Origin of the sequence: Desertihabitans aurantiacus (genome assembly GCF_003344635.1) — a bacterium.
Taxonomy (GTDB): Bacteria; Actinomycetota; Actinomycetes; order Propionibacteriales; family Propionibacteriaceae; genus Desertihabitans; species Desertihabitans aurantiacus.
This window is the reverse complement of sequence record NZ_QPKK01000064.1, coordinates 1-15380: the sequence shown is the minus strand read 5'-3', so window position 1 is coordinate 15380 and position 15380 is coordinate 1. Positions and strand designations below refer to the sequence as shown.

19 protein-coding genes are annotated in these 15380 nt (G+C 73.0%); 9 read left to right on the top strand and 10 right to left on the bottom strand.

Annotation, left to right across the window (positions count from 1 at the left end; genetic code table 11):
* Positions 1-237 (top strand): putative immunity protein (locus DVA66_RS07495; protein WP_408608897.1); only part of this gene is annotated, 237 nt, incomplete at its 5' end.
* Positions 238-259: 22 nt separating this feature from the next.
* Here the strand turns inward: DVA66_RS07495 and DVA66_RS07490 are convergent.
* Positions 260-1009, bottom strand: a complete 750-nt coding sequence (locus DVA66_RS07490) for a DinB family protein (protein ID WP_114559513.1) — start codon at positions 1007-1009, stop codon at positions 260-262.
* Between the two features lie 116 nt (positions 1010-1125).
* Between DVA66_RS07490 and DVA66_RS07485 the strand changes: the two genes are divergently transcribed.
* The 5 genes from DVA66_RS07485 to DVA66_RS07465 all read left to right on the top strand — a co-directional run bounded on the left by DVA66_RS07485 (position 1126) and on the right by DVA66_RS07465 (position 4019).
* The gene (locus DVA66_RS07485; RefSeq protein WP_114559512.1) at positions 1126-1464 is read left to right on the top strand and encodes a PadR family transcriptional regulator; all 339 of its coding nucleotides are present in this window, start codon (positions 1126-1128) and stop codon (positions 1462-1464) included.
* Positions 1461-1826, top strand: coding sequence for a DUF1048 domain-containing protein (locus DVA66_RS07480; RefSeq protein WP_198671566.1), 366 nt, complete (start codon positions 1461-1463; stop codon positions 1824-1826). The genes DVA66_RS07485 and DVA66_RS07480 overlap by 4 nt, the downstream gene beginning before the upstream one ends.
* Positions 1823-2629, top strand: a complete 807-nt coding sequence (locus tag DVA66_RS07475) for an ABC transporter ATP-binding protein (RefSeq protein WP_114559511.1) — start codon at positions 1823-1825, stop codon at positions 2627-2629. The genes DVA66_RS07480 and DVA66_RS07475 overlap by 4 nt, the downstream gene beginning before the upstream one ends.
* Positions 2626-3387, top strand: a complete 762-nt coding sequence (locus DVA66_RS07470) for an ABC transporter permease (protein ID WP_114559510.1) — start codon at positions 2626-2628, stop codon at positions 3385-3387. The genes DVA66_RS07475 and DVA66_RS07470 overlap by 4 nt, the downstream gene beginning before the upstream one ends.
* A gap of 101 nt (positions 3388-3488) precedes the next feature.
* Positions 3489-4019, top strand: a complete 531-nt coding sequence (locus DVA66_RS07465) for a GNAT family N-acetyltransferase (RefSeq protein WP_198671565.1) — start codon at positions 3489-3491, stop codon at positions 4017-4019.
* A 198-nt stretch (positions 4020-4217) separates the two neighbouring features.
* On the opposite strand, the gene DVA66_RS07460 is transcribed toward DVA66_RS07465, so the two are convergent.
* Entirely contained in the window at positions 4218-4754 is a 537-nt protein-coding gene (locus tag DVA66_RS07460) for a hypothetical protein (RefSeq protein ID WP_157973889.1), read from the bottom strand.
* 355 nt (positions 4755-5109) lie between these two features.
* Between DVA66_RS07460 and DVA66_RS07455 the strand changes: the two genes are divergently transcribed.
* Both DVA66_RS07455 and DVA66_RS07450 read left to right on the top strand, forming a co-directional pair.
* On the top strand, positions 5110-5502 hold the full coding sequence (locus DVA66_RS07455; protein WP_114559507.1) for a VOC family protein: 393 nt from the start codon (positions 5110-5112) through the stop codon (positions 5500-5502).
* A gap of 48 nt (positions 5503-5550) precedes the next feature.
* Complete coding sequence (locus DVA66_RS07450) at positions 5551-5769, top strand: hypothetical protein (RefSeq protein ID WP_114559506.1); 219 nt, start codon at positions 5551-5553, stop codon at positions 5767-5769.
* A 3-nt stretch (positions 5770-5772) separates the two neighbouring features.
* On the opposite strand, the gene DVA66_RS07445 is transcribed toward DVA66_RS07450, so the two are convergent.
* From DVA66_RS07445 to DVA66_RS07415, 7 genes are all read right to left on the bottom strand, one after another.
* Positions 5773-5970: a hypothetical protein gene (locus DVA66_RS07445; protein WP_114559505.1), complete on the bottom strand. Its 198-nt coding sequence runs from the start codon at positions 5968-5970 to the stop codon at positions 5773-5775.
* 74 nt (positions 5971-6044) lie between these two features.
* A complete protein-coding gene (locus tag DVA66_RS07440) occupies positions 6045-7865 on the bottom strand; it encodes a gamma-glutamyltransferase family protein (protein ID WP_114559504.1) in 1821 nt (606 codons plus the stop codon).
* A gap of 64 nt (positions 7866-7929) precedes the next feature.
* Entirely contained in the window at positions 7930-9141 is a 1212-nt protein-coding gene (locus tag DVA66_RS07435; protein ID WP_114559503.1) for an arylsulfotransferase family protein, read from the bottom strand.
* Positions 9142-9255: 114 nt separating this feature from the next.
* Entirely contained in the window at positions 9256-10692 is a 1437-nt protein-coding gene (locus DVA66_RS07430) for a dihydrolipoyl dehydrogenase family protein (protein WP_114559502.1), read from the bottom strand.
* Between the two features lie 70 nt (positions 10693-10762).
* Positions 10763-11119 (bottom strand): PRC-barrel domain-containing protein, encoded by a 357-nt coding sequence (locus DVA66_RS07425; RefSeq protein WP_114559501.1) that lies wholly within the window; start codon positions 11117-11119, stop codon positions 10763-10765.
* A 65-nt stretch (positions 11120-11184) separates the two neighbouring features.
* Positions 11185-13251, bottom strand: coding sequence for a M3 family metallopeptidase (locus DVA66_RS07420; RefSeq protein WP_114559500.1), 2067 nt, complete (start codon positions 13249-13251; stop codon positions 11185-11187).
* A 43-nt stretch (positions 13252-13294) separates the two neighbouring features.
* Positions 13295-13915 (bottom strand): L-threonylcarbamoyladenylate synthase, encoded by a 621-nt coding sequence (locus DVA66_RS07415; protein ID WP_114559514.1) that lies wholly within the window; start codon positions 13913-13915, stop codon positions 13295-13297.
* 73 nt (positions 13916-13988) lie between these two features.
* Between DVA66_RS07415 and DVA66_RS07410 the strand changes: the two genes are divergently transcribed.
* Positions 13989-15128, top strand: coding sequence for a MalY/PatB family protein (locus DVA66_RS07410; RefSeq protein ID WP_232821825.1), 1140 nt, complete (start codon positions 13989-13991; stop codon positions 15126-15128).
* Here the strand turns inward: DVA66_RS07410 and DVA66_RS07405 are convergent.
* The coding region (locus tag DVA66_RS07405; protein WP_408608896.1) for a hypothetical protein at positions 15112-15380 on the bottom strand (269 nt) is incomplete at its 5' end. The genes DVA66_RS07410 and DVA66_RS07405 overlap by 17 nt on opposite strands.

The following is a 15380-nucleotide window of genomic DNA, read 5'->3' as shown; positions in this document are numbered from 1 at the left end:
GCCGCCTACGCCGCCGGGCAGGCGGCCGCGGTCGCCCACGTCGCCGCCCACGACCTCGGTGCGGCCGCCTACGCGATCAAGGCCGTCCGGGCCACCGCGCCGGGCGAGGAGGGCCTGGCGGCCGGGCGGGCGGAGTGCCGCTGGCAGCGCGCACAGCTGCCCGGAGCCGTCCGCGAGCTGGTCCTCGACGACCAGCGCCGGCGCAGCTCCCTGTGCTGGGACGCCTTCGACTGCTGAGGGCCCGGGCGCCGCAACTGGCTCAGCCCTCCAGCACGGCCAGGTCGCGGACCGCGTACCGGTGGTGCTCCACCTCCTCCTTGAGCACCACCCGCAGGCACCGGCGCACCACGTACTCGCCGTCGGGGTAGGGGTCGGCGGGCTTGCGGGTGCAGACCCGGTCGAGCTCGGCCTCGGTGAGACCGTCGACGAGCCGGCGCACGCTGGCCATCCGCGCCCGGCGCGCCTGCAGCACCTCCTCCAGCGTCGGCCTCGCGTCCAGCGTCAGCCCGAGCGCGGCGCACACCTCGGGCGGGGTGCCACCGGCGGGGTAGCCCAACGGGTGGTAGGGCGCGTCCTCCTCCAGCACCGCGTTGCCCACCCAGGCGTCGGCGGCGAAGAGCAGGTGGCGCTGGGTCTCGACGAAGGACCACTCGCCGCGCACCCGCTCGTGCAGCGCGGACGCCGGCAGCCGGCGCGCCCGCGCCAGGGTCGTCTCCCACATGCTCTCGATCGCCTCCCAGGCGGCGCGGTGCTCCGTCGGGGTGGAGACATCACGGGCCAGCACGCGCAGCGGGTGCCGGCGGTCGAGCTCGGACTCGACGTAGGCGGTGACGTCGACGTCGTTGACGACGAGACGCCCGAAGTCGCCGCCGAGGTAGACGTCGCTGCCGTAGCAGTCGACCACCCGCAGCCCGCTGATCTCGCAGTCCCGGATCTCCAGACCGCTGAGGTCGGAGAGGTGCACGAGCGCTCCACGCAGCTGCTCTCCCGGCACGGTTGTCCTGGTCATGACAGCACCGTAGACCGGCGCTCTGACAACCCCGGTACTCAGTGTTGACACCTACCGGTACTCAGCGTTACTGTCTACCAGTAGTCATCGACGCTAGGTAACAGGAAGGGGTCCTGATGGGCAGGCGTGACGCGGAGATGCTCAAGGGGGTCCTGGAGGGCATCGTCCTCGCGGTCCTCGAGCAGCGGTCCGCCTACGGCTACGAGATCACCTCGTGGCTGCGCGAGCAGGGGTTCACCGACATCGCCGAGGGCACCATCTACGCCCTGCTGGTGCGCATCGAGCAGCGGGGTCTGGTCGACGTCAAGAAGGTGCCGTCGGCCAAGGGTCCGCCGCGCAAGGTCTACACGCTCAACGCGAGGGGACGGGACCAGCTCAGCGAGTTCTGGGAGACCTGGACCTTCCTCGCCGAGCGCCTCGAGCAGTTCCACCACCACGGAAGGACACAGCAGTGAAGAGCTGGATCGAGACCCTCACCGGGTCCCTGGAGCAGAAGAAGCATTACCGGCAGGCCGTCGCCCGGATGGACGCCCTGCCCGAGCCCTACCGCCGGACGGCCAAGGCCTACCAGCGCTACCTCCTGCAGTCGGCGGGCTACGTCGACGGCGACACCCTCGTCACGATGTTCACCGACTTCGCCGACCTGTGGGAGCGGGCGGTCGCCGACCAGACGCCCGTCCGCGGCGTGGTGGGGGAGGACCCGGCCGGCTTCGCCGACGAGTTCGCCGCCGCCTACACCGGCCGGCAGTGGCTGGACAAGGAGCGCGAGCGGCTGAGCGCCGTCGTCGCCGAGGCGGAGCGGGAGCAGGGCCGATGAGCACCGTGGCTCCCGCGATCTCGGTGCGCGGTCTGCGCAAGTCGTTCAAGGACCTGGAGGTGCTGCGCGGGGTCGACCTGGAGGTCGCACGGGGCAGCATCGTCGCCCTGCTGGGCTCCAACGGCGCCGGCAAGACCACCGCGGTGCGGATCCTGTCCACCCTGCTCACGCCGGACGCCGGCACGGTCACCGTGCACGGTCTCGACGTGGTGGCCGACCCGGCGGCAGTGCGGCGCTCGATCAGCCTGACGGGTCAGTTCGCCGCCGTCGACGAGGTGCTGACCGGCCGGGAGAACCTGGTGCTGGTGGCCCGGCTGCGCCACCTGCCCGACCCGGGCGCGGTGGCCGACCGGCTGCTGGCCCGGTTCTCCCTCACCGACGCCGGCGGACGCCGTGCCGCCACCTACTCCGGCGGCATGCGGCGGCGGCTCGACATCGCGATGAGCCTGATCGGCGACCCGCCGGTGATCTTCCTCGACGAGCCGACCACCGGCCTGGACCCGCAGGCGCGGATCGAGGTCTGGGACGCGGTCCGCGAGCTCGCCGCCGGCGGCACCACCGTGCTGCTCACCACCCAGTACCTCGACGAGGCCGAACAGCTGGCCGACCGGATCGCGATCCTGCACGAGGGCCGGATCATCGCCGACGGCACCCTGGCCGAGCTCAAGCGGCTGCTGCCCGCGCCGAAGGTCGAGTACGTCGAGAAGCAGCCCACCCTGGAGGAGATCTTCCTCGCCATCACCGGCCCCGGCGCCCCGCGCGGCGTCGGAGCCACCACCACCGGGACGGAGGACCCGTCATGACCAGCCACGCCCTCAGCGACACCAGCGCCCTCACCGGACGCTCGCTGCGCCACATCGCCCGCAGCCCCGACACCATCATCACCACCGCCGTGATGCCGATCGCGTTCATGCTGCTCTTCGTCTACGTCTTCGGCGGCGCCATCGACACCGGCGGCGGCTCCTACGTCAACTACCTGCTGCCCGGGATCCTGCTCATCACCATCGCCTCGGGGGTGGCCTACACCTCCTACCGGCTCTTCCTCGACCTGCAGGGCGGGATCGTCGAGCGGTTCCGGTCGATGCCGATCGCCCGGTCGAGCGCGCTCTGGGCCCACGTCCTCACCTCGGTGGTGGCCAACCTCATCTCGCTGGCCGTCGTGGTCGCGGTCGCCCTGGTGATGGGTTTCCGCTCACCGGCGGGCCCGCTGGAGTGGCTGGGGGTGGTGGGGATCCTGCTGCTGGTCACGCTGACCCTGACCTGGATCGCCGTCTTCGCCGGACTGTCGGCCAAGAGCGTCGACGGGGCGAGCGCGTTCAGCTACCCGCTGATCTTCCTGCCCTTCATCAGCTCGGCCTTCGTACCGACCGCGACGATGCCGGGGCCGGTGCGCTGGTTCGCCGAGAACCAGCCGGTGACCTCCATCGTCAACTCGATCCGCGCCCTGCTGGAGGGGCAGCCGGTCGGAGGAGACCTGTGGGTGGCGCTGGCCTGGTGCGTCGGGGTGCTGGTGCTGGCCTACGTCCTCGCCGTCGTGAAGTACCGCCGCCGGACGGGATGAGGCCCGTCCGTCTGAGCCCTGGTCCTGTGCCGCGCGCCGGTGCAGGACCTCGGCGCGTCCGGACGACGGGGGAGAGACTGACGGGGCAGAGCGGAGGAGCGGTGGACCAGGAGACGGAACGGGTGCGGCTGGAGACGGATCGGCTGCTGCTGCGGCCGTGGCGGCCGGAGGAGGCGCGGGTGCAGCGCGAGCTGTGGGCCGAGCGCGACCCGCGGGTGCCGGCGTCCCGACGGATCGACGCGCAGGGCCGGCCCAGCCTGGCCGACCTCGAGCGGCGCATCCGGGAGGACCGCGGGCTGCCGCGTCCGGGTCTGCTGGCGCTGAAGACCAGGGGCAGCGGCGAGGTGGTCGGCTACTGCGGGCTGGTGTCCGGTCGCGGCGACCTGGAGGGTGAGCCCGAGCTGGCGTTCGAGCTGCTGTGCCGGGTGCACGGCCAGGGCCTGGCGACCGAGGCCGCCCGGGCGGTGCTGGACTGGGTGCGCGAGCACGAGCCACGCCGCGTCTGGGCGACCGTGCGGGAGTGGAACACCGCCTCGCGGCGGGTGCTGGCCAAGCTGGGCTTCGTCGAGACGGGAGTGGTCGAGCCGGACCCCGTGCACGGCAACTCGATCCAGACCCGGCTCGATCTCTGAGCGGCACACACATCGAGGTGTGCGGTGGTGTCGTGACCCGAACGAACATCGATCTGGACGCGGGGTCCCTGCCCGACTGGTCGTTGTCCGATAAGCGACATTATGACAACTCGGGGGTGTGCGACGGGGTGAGAGGCCCCCCGCTTCCTCACACGGTTGTCATTCCCGCGGCGCTCGTTCTGCTGCGCCGGGCGGTGATCAGGCGCCCAGGCCGACCTTGTCGACCTTGCGGTGGAACCGCATCCCCGCCAGTCCGCCGAGCACGGCTCCGAGCAGCGCAGCCAGCGCCAGCGCCACCGCGGTGACGATGCCGGCGACGGTCAGCGTGCCTTCGTTGACCGGCAGCCGCGGGAACCCGTTGAGGTTGGCCAGCACGTCGAACTGGTTGCCGGCGATGAGCCCCAGGACCGCCACCACGACCGCGATGATCAGCGCCCAGAGCCACACCCCCAGCCCCTGCTTGACGCCGTCGAAGCGGGCCATCCGGCCGGCGACGTAGCCACCGGCGAAGTAGGACACCACCACGACGACCAGCAGCGCGATGCCGCCGACCAGACCCACCGTCTGGGGGTCCTGGGCGGCCGCGGCCGGGTCCACCTCCTGGGCGAGCCCGACGGCGGCCCCGGCTGCGGTGAGCAGCGCGGTGAGCAGCACGGCGGTCCCGGTGGCGGTGAGCCAGCCGAAGAAGCAGGCGCCGAACTTCATGCCCCCGTACTGCTCCTTCTCCCGGCTCACGACGGCCCGACGACCCGTCGCCATGGTGCGGTCGGGGTCAGGACTCCCCCCGGTGGTCCGGTCACCGGTACCCATGGATTCGTTCATCACCGTGCCTGCTCTCTCACCGTGCGCCGGTGCTCTCCCGGCGATGACCTCTGCCGTACCCATCCGCACGCCACTTGTCACCGGCCGGTCCTCGACGGGCCTCCTCAGGGCGGACACTCCGTCCTCCCGCTCCACGTCCGGCTGCAGCGGCGTCGTCTTCGCCTCGGCCACCTCGACCAGCACGAGCGTCGGCCCGGCCACCCTCAGCGAACGCGGCCGAGCCGGAAACTGGTTTCCTCGCCGGCGTCGGAGGCGGCATCCTCACCGCATGACCGTCGTCCTCTCCCACACCACCATCGACTGCCACGACGCCTACGCCCTGTCGGAGTGGTGGAAGCGGGTGCTCGGCTACACCGACCTCCCCGACGACCCGAACGCGCCGGGTCACGAGGAGTGCATGATCCTCGACCCAGACAGTGGCCACCGGCTGCTCTTCATCGAGGTCCCCGACGCCGAGCTGCCGGCCAAGCGCATCCACCTCGACGTCCGGCCCCGCGAACGCATCCTCGACGAGGAGGTGCGCTGGTTGCTCGAGCAGGGCGCCACCGGGGTGGCCGACCACCGCGACATCCACGGCCCCGGCACCGGCTGGGTGACGCTGGCCGACCCCGAGGGCAACCAGTTCTGCGTGCTGCGCTCCCCCGCCGAGCTGGACGGCTGAGCCCGCGGCCAGCCCGGGATGACCGGGTCAGCCACTAGGGTCGGGCGGGTGGGAAGAGGTCGTCTGGTCCTGGCCCTACTGGGCGCGCTGCTGTTCTGGCTCGGTCTCAGCATGACCGTGCTGTTCATCGCCGCGGCCGTGTGGCTGCTGGCCCACGGCACGTCACCGAGCTGGGTGGTGCTGGCCGTCACCGTCGCCTGCGCGGTGCTGGGACGGCTGCTGATCCGGCTCAGCGGGGTGCCGCTCGGCGACGCTCTCAACGTCTGAGGGTCACCAGGTGAAGGTGTCCGGCTCGTCCTCGAGCGCGGACCGGTCCTCCCACGGCTCGGGCGGACCGAGCTCGACATCGAGGTTCTCCCGCTCGGCCACGAACTCCCAGCGGGTGAACGGGACCCACAACAGCTCGGCGACCTCGTCGGCGCGCGGGTCCTCCGGAGTCTGACTTCCAGGAACCTCCTGGAGCGTCATGGGGTGCCTCCTTTCGCAGCGCTGCTACTCCCCCGGGGTACCCAGGATGTTGATCATCAAACCGCCGACCCGCCTCAGCGCGGCGGGCGGGTCCGTCCGTCGGCGGTCCACGACCGCGGGTCGACGCCGAGCTCGACCTCCTGCCGGTCGGCGCTGAGCCGGATCAGCGACCCGGTGCCGAAGGGTCCCGGCCCCGACGTCACCTGCAGCCGCTGCCCACGCGAACGCAGGCTGGACAGCACGTCGGCGTCGGTGCTCTGGTCGACCCGCACCTGGTCGGCGATCCCGTGCGGGACCACGCTGTTCGGCTGGGACTGGGTGACGAACCGCGGGGCGGCGACCGCCTCCTGCGGGCTCATCCCCAGCTCGACCACGTCGATGACGTGCTGGGTCTGCACCTGGGCCTGGGTGTCGCCGCCGATGTTGCCGCCCAGCAGCGACAGCCCGTCCGGTGTGGTCACCATCCACGGGTTGCCGGTGTAGCGGACCCGCTTCCCGGCCTCGATGTAGTTGGGGCTGGAGGGGTCGCGGTCGGTCATGTAGCGCATCCGGTTGTTCATCATGATCCCGGTGCTGCCGGCCTGCAGGAACTGGTAGCCGGTGCTGGTGGTGACGGCGGCGGCGTTGCCGTCCGCGTCGACCACCTGGAAGGTCGTGGTGTTGTCCAGACCGGGGTCGACCGGCGCGTCGAGGGAGGAGCCGAGGTCGATCCGCTCCAGCTGCTGCTCACCGTAGGCCGGGTCGAGCAGCTCCTCCACGGGGACGTCGGTGAACTCGGGGTCGCCGACGAACTCCTCCCGGTCGGCCAGCGCCAGCTTGAGGGCCTCGATCTGCAGGTGCGTGGCGTCGGCGTCGTCCCGTTCGGAGAGGTCGGCCGTCCGCAGCGTGTTGAGCGCCATCAGCATGGTGAGCCCCTGGCTGCCGGGCGGCACCTGGTGCACGGTCGTCTCCTCGTCCCAGTCGAGGGTGATCGACTCCCCCGCCACCGCCTGGTAACGCTCCAGGTCGCCCTCGGTGATCCAGCCGCCGCCCTTGCGCACCTCCGCGACCAGCCGCTCCCCCAGCTCGCCCTCGTAGACCAGCGCCCGGGCCGCCTCGATCCCGGCCGCGCGGTCGCCGGCGGCGGTGTAGGCCTCGGCCAGCGAGCGCAGGGTCGCCGCGAAGTCCTCCTGGACGACGGTCTCCCCCTCGTCCACCACGCTGCCGGCGGGGGCGTAGACCGCCTCGGCCGGGTTGTTCATGCCGCCGGCCGCGCGGTAGGCCCGGGCCTGGGCGGCCAGGCTGCTGGAGGCCTCGAACCCGTCCTCGGCCAGCTCGATCGCCGGCTCCAGCACCCGGTCCAGCCCGAGCTCGCCCTGCTCGGCGAGCAGCGTCATCCACAGGTCCCACGAGCCGGGCACCAGCGCCTGGTGCATGCCGAACCCGCTGACGCCGCGCGAGCGGTACTCCGCGCGGTCGAAGTCCTCCCCCACCCAGCCGACACCCTGGAGGCTGCTGACCGACTGCTGCTCGGCGTCGTACCACAGCGCGGCGGTCTCGCCGGCGATGACGTTGGAGTAGTAGGGCTCGACCACGCTGAGCACCGCGGCCGCCGCGACCGCGGCGTCGGCGGCCGTCCCGCCGTCGGCCAGCACGTCCATCGCCGCGTCGGTGGCGGCGGCGTCGTTGGTGATCACCGCCTCCGCACCCGGCTCGGGCGTCGGCGTCGGCGTAGGGGTGGGGGTCGGCGTCGGGCTCGGCGACGGCCGAGGAGTGCCTGGAGCAGCGGTGGACGGGGCCGGGGCCGGCGGCGGCTCGCCGGCGGTGTCCTCCCGGTCGACGAGGACGGCCGCGATCACCACGAGGGCGGTCGCCAGCAGCACCCCTGCTGCCGCCAGGACGATCCGACGCGACATGCGCGCTCCCCTCCGTCCTGACGGAGGCTAGCCGCGCCGCCCAAGGGCCCCAGCGGGTCGCCGCTCAGGGACGGACGTGGCGGTACACCCGGTAGGAGCGCTCGGTCAGGGTGGCGTCCAGCAGCACCTCGTCGGTCGGGGAGAACTCGGTGAGCCGCTGCGCCGAGCCCCAGCCGACCAGCACGTTGCCGTTCGGCAGCGTCTGGGCGCTGGCCATGGAGGGGGCCTGCAGGCCGTCGGGGTGTCGCAGCGACCGCTCCAGCCGCAGCGTGCGGGCCTCCTCGTCCAGCCGCAGCCACAGCACCTGGCTGTAGGGGTGGCGCAGCGCGGTGCCGTCGCTGCCGTTGTCGAACAGCCGCAGCAGCGAGTCGTCCTCGTAGGTGGCCTGGTGCTGCCAGGCGAAGGTGGCCTCGTCGGGGACGTCGAAGTCGCTCTCCTTGCCGCCCAGCCGCCAGATCACCTCGCCGGTCTGCCGGTCGATCTTGTAGATGCCCCAGGTGTGACGGGCCGAGACCACCAGGTTGCCGTCAGGGGTCGGCTCGACGGAGTTGATGTGGAAGTAGTCCCACGGCTGGTCCGGCTCGTGCGGCACACCGGCGAAGCTCTCTCCGAACCCGACGTGGTCGACGGAGTCCCAGTGGAAGAGCACCTCCCCGGTGGCCGGGTCGATCTCCTCGACCACGCCGCTGATGACGAGGTCGTCGTCCAGCCCGCCCCAGCGGGTGAGGTCGGCGGGGTGCTCGACGTAGCTGACGATGAGGGCGGTGTCGCGGTCGGTGAGGAAGAACTCGTGCTCGTCGGGCGCCAGCCCGCCGTGCGCCCCGATCCGGGCGACCTCGGTGCCGTCCGGCTCGGCGATCACGCAGTCGCCGTTGGCCCACGGACGCGCCCCCTCGACCTCGTAGGACTCCCACCAGGTGAGCACGTCACGGCCCTGGTAGCGCTGCATCCGGAAGTCGGCGTAGGAGCCGGCGCCAGAGCGCTCCCACAGCACCTCGCCGGTGTTGTCGAGGATGAGCAGCCGAGCGTCCTCGCCCATGTCGGTGACGAACAGGTCGCCCTCGGCCAGGCCGTCGCGGGAGGTGATGACCTCCATCGGGCCGGCCAGACGCTTGCGCAACGGTTCGGTGGTGGCGGCGATCCCCCGGCCGACCGGTCCGCCGTGGGCGACGTCGACGCCGACCGCGCCGACCGCGACGCCCGCCATGCCGACGGCTCCGACTCCGAACAGGGTGCGACGGGTCAGCGCGCGCTGCCCGGGACGTGTCTGTGGCATCGCCCCAGTCTGCCGGATCGCAGCGGGCCGGCTGGCACGCCCCCGGGAAGGCGATCGCGCTGCCGACCTCGACGAGCGGAAGCCCCTGACCCCGGGCGGGCAGCCAGCGCCGGTTCAGGCCAGCGCGGTGTCGCGGCCCAGCCCCTCCAGCAGCCGCAGCCACACCTCGCTGAGCGTCGGGTAGGCCGGGACGGCGTGCCACAACCGGTGCAGCGGCACCTCGCCCACCACCGCGATGGTGGCCGACTGCAGCAGCTCGGCGACGTCCTGGCCGACGAAGGTCGCTCCGAGCAGCACCTGGCGCCGCGGGTCGACGACCAGCCGGGCCCAGCCCTTGTAGCCCTGCGCGTGCACCATCGAGCCGGCCAGAGAGGCCAGGTCGTAGTCCACCAGCCGGACCTCGATCCCCTCGCGGGCGGCGGCCGCGGAGGTGAGCCCGACGCTGGCCACCTCGGGGTCGGTGAAGACCACCTGCGGCACGGCGACGGAGTCGGCGGTGGCGGCGTGGGCGCCCCAGCGCTCCTCCTGCACGGTCGCCCCGGTGGCCCGGGCCACGATGACGTCGCCGGCGGCGCGGGCCTGGTACTTGCCCTGGTGGGTCAGCAGCGCGCGGTGGTTGAGGTCGCCGACGGCGTACAGCCACGGCAGCGGCCCGTCCGCCCCCACGACGCGCAGGGTGTCGTCGGTGTCGAGCCAGGAGCCGGACTCCAGCCCGACCGTCTCCAGCCCGAGGTCATCGGTGCGCGGCCGGCGTCCGGTCGCCACCAGCACCTTGTCGGTGGCCACCACGGACCCGTCGCCCAGGTGCACCTGGATGCCGTCGGGGCCGCTGCGCACCTCGCTGACGTCGACCCCGGTGCGGACGTCCACCCCGTACTCGGTCAGCGCCTCGCGGACCAGCCGGCCGGCGACGTCCTCCATCGACGACAGCAGCTCCGAGCGGGCCACCACGGTGACCTCGGCGCCGAGGTCGTTCCAGGCCTGCGCCATCTCGCACGCCACCACGCCCCCGCCGACCACCAGCAGACGGCCCGGCACCTCGCGGGCGGAGGTGGCGTCGTGGCTGGTCCACGGCTCGGACTCGGCGAGCCCGGGCAGCGGCGGCACCAGCGCGGCGCTGCCGGTGCACAGGGCGACCGCGTGCCGGGCGCGCAGCACCTGCGTCCCGCCGTCGGCGGTGGTGACGGTGACCTCCCGCTCACCGGTCAGCCGGCCGTGGCCGCGGACCAGGTCGATCCCGACCGAGTCCAGCCACTGCACCTGGGAGGTGTCGTCATAGTGCGAGACGATCTGGTCGCGGTGGGCCAGCACGTCGGCCACCGCGGGCCCCTGCACCTCGAGCCCGGGGGCCCGGCGCGCGGCCCGGGCCGCCGACCCGCTGCGCAGCAGCGCCTTGGACGGCATGCAGGCCCAGTAGGAGCAGTCACCGCCGACCCGCTCCGCCTCGACCACCACCGCGCTCAGCCCGCCGGCGACGGCCTGCCCGGCCACGTTCTCCCCGGTCGAGCCCGCCCCGACGACGATGACGTCGTACTCCGCTGCACCCGCCACGACAACCCCCTGCTCGACGACCTGTCCCGGGTGACGCTAGCCGGTCCGGCGCGGCGGCGCAGCGGTGGGCTCAGCGACGGCCGAGCTTGCGCTCCCCGCCCGCGCCGGTGGCGTAGGGCATCTCGTAGTGGGCGTAGATCTCGGGCTCCATCGCCGCCTCGAGCTGGCCGTCCTGCGGGATCGACGGCGCGTCCTTGGCCAGCTTCTTCAGCACCCGCACCTTGACGTGCTTCGGCGAGACGGTGGCCCCGTCCAGCGGCACGAAGAGCAGCCGGTTGCCGCCGAGCAGACCGGTCTTGACCGCGGCGAAGGCCGGCTCGTCGGTGGCGGTGTCGAAGTAGATGCTCTCCAGGTTGCCGATCTTCGACTCCGACGGGTCGACCACCGCCAGGTCGACCCAGTCGCGCAGGTCCTCGATGCTCACCATCACCCAGCTCCTCGCCCTCGGGGTAGCGCCGCGCGTACCGCGGCGGTCAGAGAGTACCCAGCGGCTCAGACCAGACCCCGACGGGCCAGCAGCGGCCCCTGCTCGGGATCGCGGCCGCGGAAGGCGCGGTAGGAGTCCATCGGGTCGCGGGAGGAGCCGCGGGAGAGCAGCTCAAGGCGGAAGTGGTCGCCGTTCTCGCGGCTCAGCCCGCCGTGCTCGTCGAACCAGGCCACCGTGTCGGCGTCCAGCACCTCCGACCACAGGTAGGAGTAGTAGCGCGCGTCGTAGCTGTTGGCGAAGACGTGGGCGAAGTAGCGGGAGTGGTAGCGCGGCGGGACGCACTCCTCGTCGAGCCCGATCCGGGCCAGCGCCTCGGCCTCGAACGCGTCCACCGAGGCGATCTCGGTGCCGGCGGGCAGGGCGTGCCACTCCTGGTCGAGCAGCGCGCTGGCGAGGTTCTCCGCGGTGAGGAAGCCCTGGTTGAAGGTGGCGGCCTCCTCCAGCCGCTCCAGCTGCTCGGCGGGCAGCGGCTCCCCGGTCTCGACGTGGCGGGCGTAGCGGCCCAGCACGTCGGGGTGCTGGATCCACATCTCGTTGACCTGGCTGGGGAACTCCACGAAGTCCCGCGGCACCCGGGTGCCGGAGAAGCGGGGGTAGGTGACCTCGGAGAGCAGCGCGTGCAGCGCGTGGCCGAACTCGTGGAAGAGGGTGGTGACCTCCGACAGCGTGAGCAGGGTGGGCTGCCCCGGCGGCGGCGGGCTCACGTTGAGGTTGTTGACCACCACCGGACGCTCGTCGTGCAGCCGGTTCTGCAGCACCAGCGAGTTCATCCAGGCGCCACCGTTCTTGGTGTCGCGGGTGTGCAGGTCGAGCAGGTACAGGCCCAGGCCGGTGCCGTCGGAGTCGTGCACCTCGAAGACCCGGACGTCGTCGCGGTAGCCCCGCAGGTCGGGGCGCTCGGTGAAGGTCAGCCCGTAGACCAGCGTGGCCGCGGCGAAGACGCCCGCGGTCAGCACCCGCTCGGCCTCGAACCACGGGCGCAGACCGTCCAGGTCGAGGGCGTAGCGGCGCTGGCGCAGCCGCTCGGTGTAGTAGGCCCAGTCCCAGGGCCGCAGCGCGAACGGCTCGCTGCCCGTCTCGGTGCAGTGCCGCTCGACCTCCTCCTGCAGCGCCTGCTTCTCCGCGACCACGTTGACCGCCACGGCGCGGGCCATCGGGTCGAACCGGTCGCGGACCGCCTGCGGGGTGCGGGCGGTGCCGGCGGCGGTCACCACCGAGGCGTGGTCGGGGAAGCCGAGCAGGGCGGCCCGCTCCGCGCGCAGCCGGACGAGCTCCAGCACCAGCGGCTCGGTGTCGTGCGGTCCGGGCCCGCCGCGCCCGGTCTGGGCCTCGAACAGCCGCTGGCGCAGCGGACGGGAGTGCAGCCGGGCCAGCCAGGGGTGGTTGGTGTAGTTGGTGCAGGTGATCAGCCAGCCGCCGGGGTGGCCGGCGGCCTCGGCGGCCCGGGCGGCGGTGGCGCGGGCGCCCTCGTCCAGGCCGTCCAGCTCGGCCTCGTCGGTGACCAGCACGGCGCCGTCCTTCATCGCCGCGACCACCCGCTGCTGGAACCGGCTGGACAGCACCGCCAGCCGGGAGTTGATCTCGCGCAGCCGCTGCTGGGCGTCCTCGTCCAGGGCGGCCCCGGCCTCGGTCATGTCGCGGTGCCAGCGGCGGACCAGCTCCCGCTGCTCCTCGGTGAGGTCGAGCTCGTCCAGCCGCCGGTGCACGTCGTCCACCCGGGCGAACAGGGCCCGGTCGAGCATGATCGCGTCCTGGTGCTCACTGAGCAGGGGCTGCAGCTCCTCCGACAGGGCCCGCAGCGCCTCGTCGCCGTCGCTGGAGACGTGGTTGGAGAACACCGCGGTGGCCCGGCGCAGCAGCGTCCCGGAGCGCTCGAGGGCCTCCAGGGTGTTGGTGAATCCGGCCGGCTGGGGGTCGGCGGTGATGGCGGCCACCTCCGCGCGCTGCTCGGCCATCCCCTGCTCGAGCGCCGGCCGGTAGTGCGCGACGGTGATCTCGGCGAAGGGCGGCAGGTGGTAGGGCAGCTCGCTCGGGGTCAGCAGCGGGTTGGGGGTCTCTGCGGGGACGGTCACCCGGTCGACCCTAGGGCCGCGGGCCGACGAGCACCCATCCGGCTCACTCGAACGGGGACGGGTCGCCCGCGCCGCGGCGGGCGATCACCACCTCGTCCCCGGACAGGTCGACCACGGTGGTGGGCTCGGTGCCGCAGTCGCCGGAGTCGAGCACCCCGTCCAGCTGGGCGCCGAGCTCGTCGGTGATCATCCAGCCCTCGGTCATCGGCGCCTCCTGGTCGGGCAGCAGCAGGGTGCTCGACATCAGCGGCTGGCCGAGCTCGTCCAGCAGCGCCTGGGTGGTGACGTGGGCGGGGATCCGCACACCGACGGTGCGCTTCTTGGGATGCAGCATCTGCCGCGGCACCTCCTTGGTGGCCGGCAGGATGAAGGTGTACTGCCCCGGCGTGGCCGCCTTCACCGCGCGGAAGACGTCGTTGTCCATCTGCACGAACTGGCCCAGCTGGGCGAAGGTCGAGCACACCAGGGTGAAGTGGTGGGAGGCGTCGAGGTGGCGGATGGCGCGGATCCGGTCCAGCCCCTCCCGGTTGCCGAGCTGGCAGCCCAGGGCGAAGCAGGAGTCGGTGGGGTAGGCGACGAGACCGCCACCGCGGATGAGGTCGGCCACCTGGCCGATGGCCCGGGGCTGGGGGTTGTCGGGGTGGACGTCGAAGTAGCGGGCCATGCCGGTCATCGTCGCCTGCCCGACCGACGGAAGTCCAGGGTCGTGGCGGGGCCCGGCCCCTATTGTCGGGCGGGTGGAACCGATCCTCTCCCTCGACCTGGCGACGTTGCGCCACCGCACCTCGATGAAGTGGCGCCGCTACCCCGAGGACGTGCTGCCGCTGTGGGTGGCCGAGATGGACACCCCGCTCCCGCCGGCCGTCCGCGAGGAGCTGCTGCGGGTGGTCGCCGAGGGCGACACCGGCTACCCCGAGGGCAACGCCTACGCCGAGGCCTTCGCCGCCTTCGCCGCCGACGAGTGGGGCTGGACGTTCGACCCGGCCCGCCAGGCGGTGCTCTCCCCCGACGTCATGCAGGGCATCGCGATGCTGATCGGGCAGGCGGTCCGCCCCGGCGAGCGGGTGGTGATCAACTCCCCCGTCTACGCCCCGTTCTGGGCGGTGGTGCGCAACGCCGGGGCCGAGCTGGTGGACGTCCCGCTGACCGAGGAGGGCCGGCTCGACCTGGACGCGCACGAGGCCGCCTACGCCGAGGGGGTGGGAGTGCACCTGCTGAGCAGCCCGCACAACCCGACCGGGGTGGTGCACACCCGCGAGGAGCTGACCCGGCTGGCCGAGCTGGCCCGCCGCCACGACGTGCTGCTGCTCGCCGACGAGATCCACTCACCGCTGGTCGGGCCCGGGGAGCAGTTCGTGCCGCTGCTCGACGTGCCCGGCGGCGAGCACGCGATCAGCCTGGTCTCGGCGTCCAAGGCCTGGAACCTGGCCGGGCTCAAGGGGGCGCTCATCATCGCCGGCCCCGAGCAGCTGGACCGCGTGCGGGCGCTGCCCTACGAGAGCACCCGCGGCGCCGCCAGCCACGTCGCGCTCCGCGCGCACACCGCCGCCCTCACCGGCGCCCGGGACTGGCTGGTGCAGCTGCGCACCGAGCTGCAGGCCAACCGCGAGCTGCTGGACACGCTGCTGGCCGAGCACCTGCCTCCGGTGCGCCACCGGCTGAGCCGGGGCACCTACCTGGCCTGGCTGGACTGCCGGGAGCTGGGGCTGGCCAACCCGGCCCGGCACTTCCTCGACGAGGCCCGGGTGGCGCTGAACGACGGTGCCGCCTTCGGCCCGCGGACGGTGGGGTTCGCCCGGATCAACCTGGCCACCTCCCCCGCGATCATCACCGAGGCGGTCACCCGGATGGGACGCTCGGTCAGCCGCCCACGGTGAACAGCCGGGCGGTCGCCGACCCCTCCCCGGTGACCTCCTCCACCCCGATCAGCGAGAGGAAGACGGTGGGCTCGGTGCTGGTGGTGCGCACCTCGACGGTGCCGCCGCGGACCACCACCCGCCCGCTGACCCCGGGACTGTCGGCCAGGTAGGCCGTCGCCGCGGCGCGGGCCCGGGCCGCCGAGGCGGACCGGTCGGCCGAGGCCACCAGCGGCCCGGCGCCGGCATCGACGCCGACCCGGGCGGCGGCCG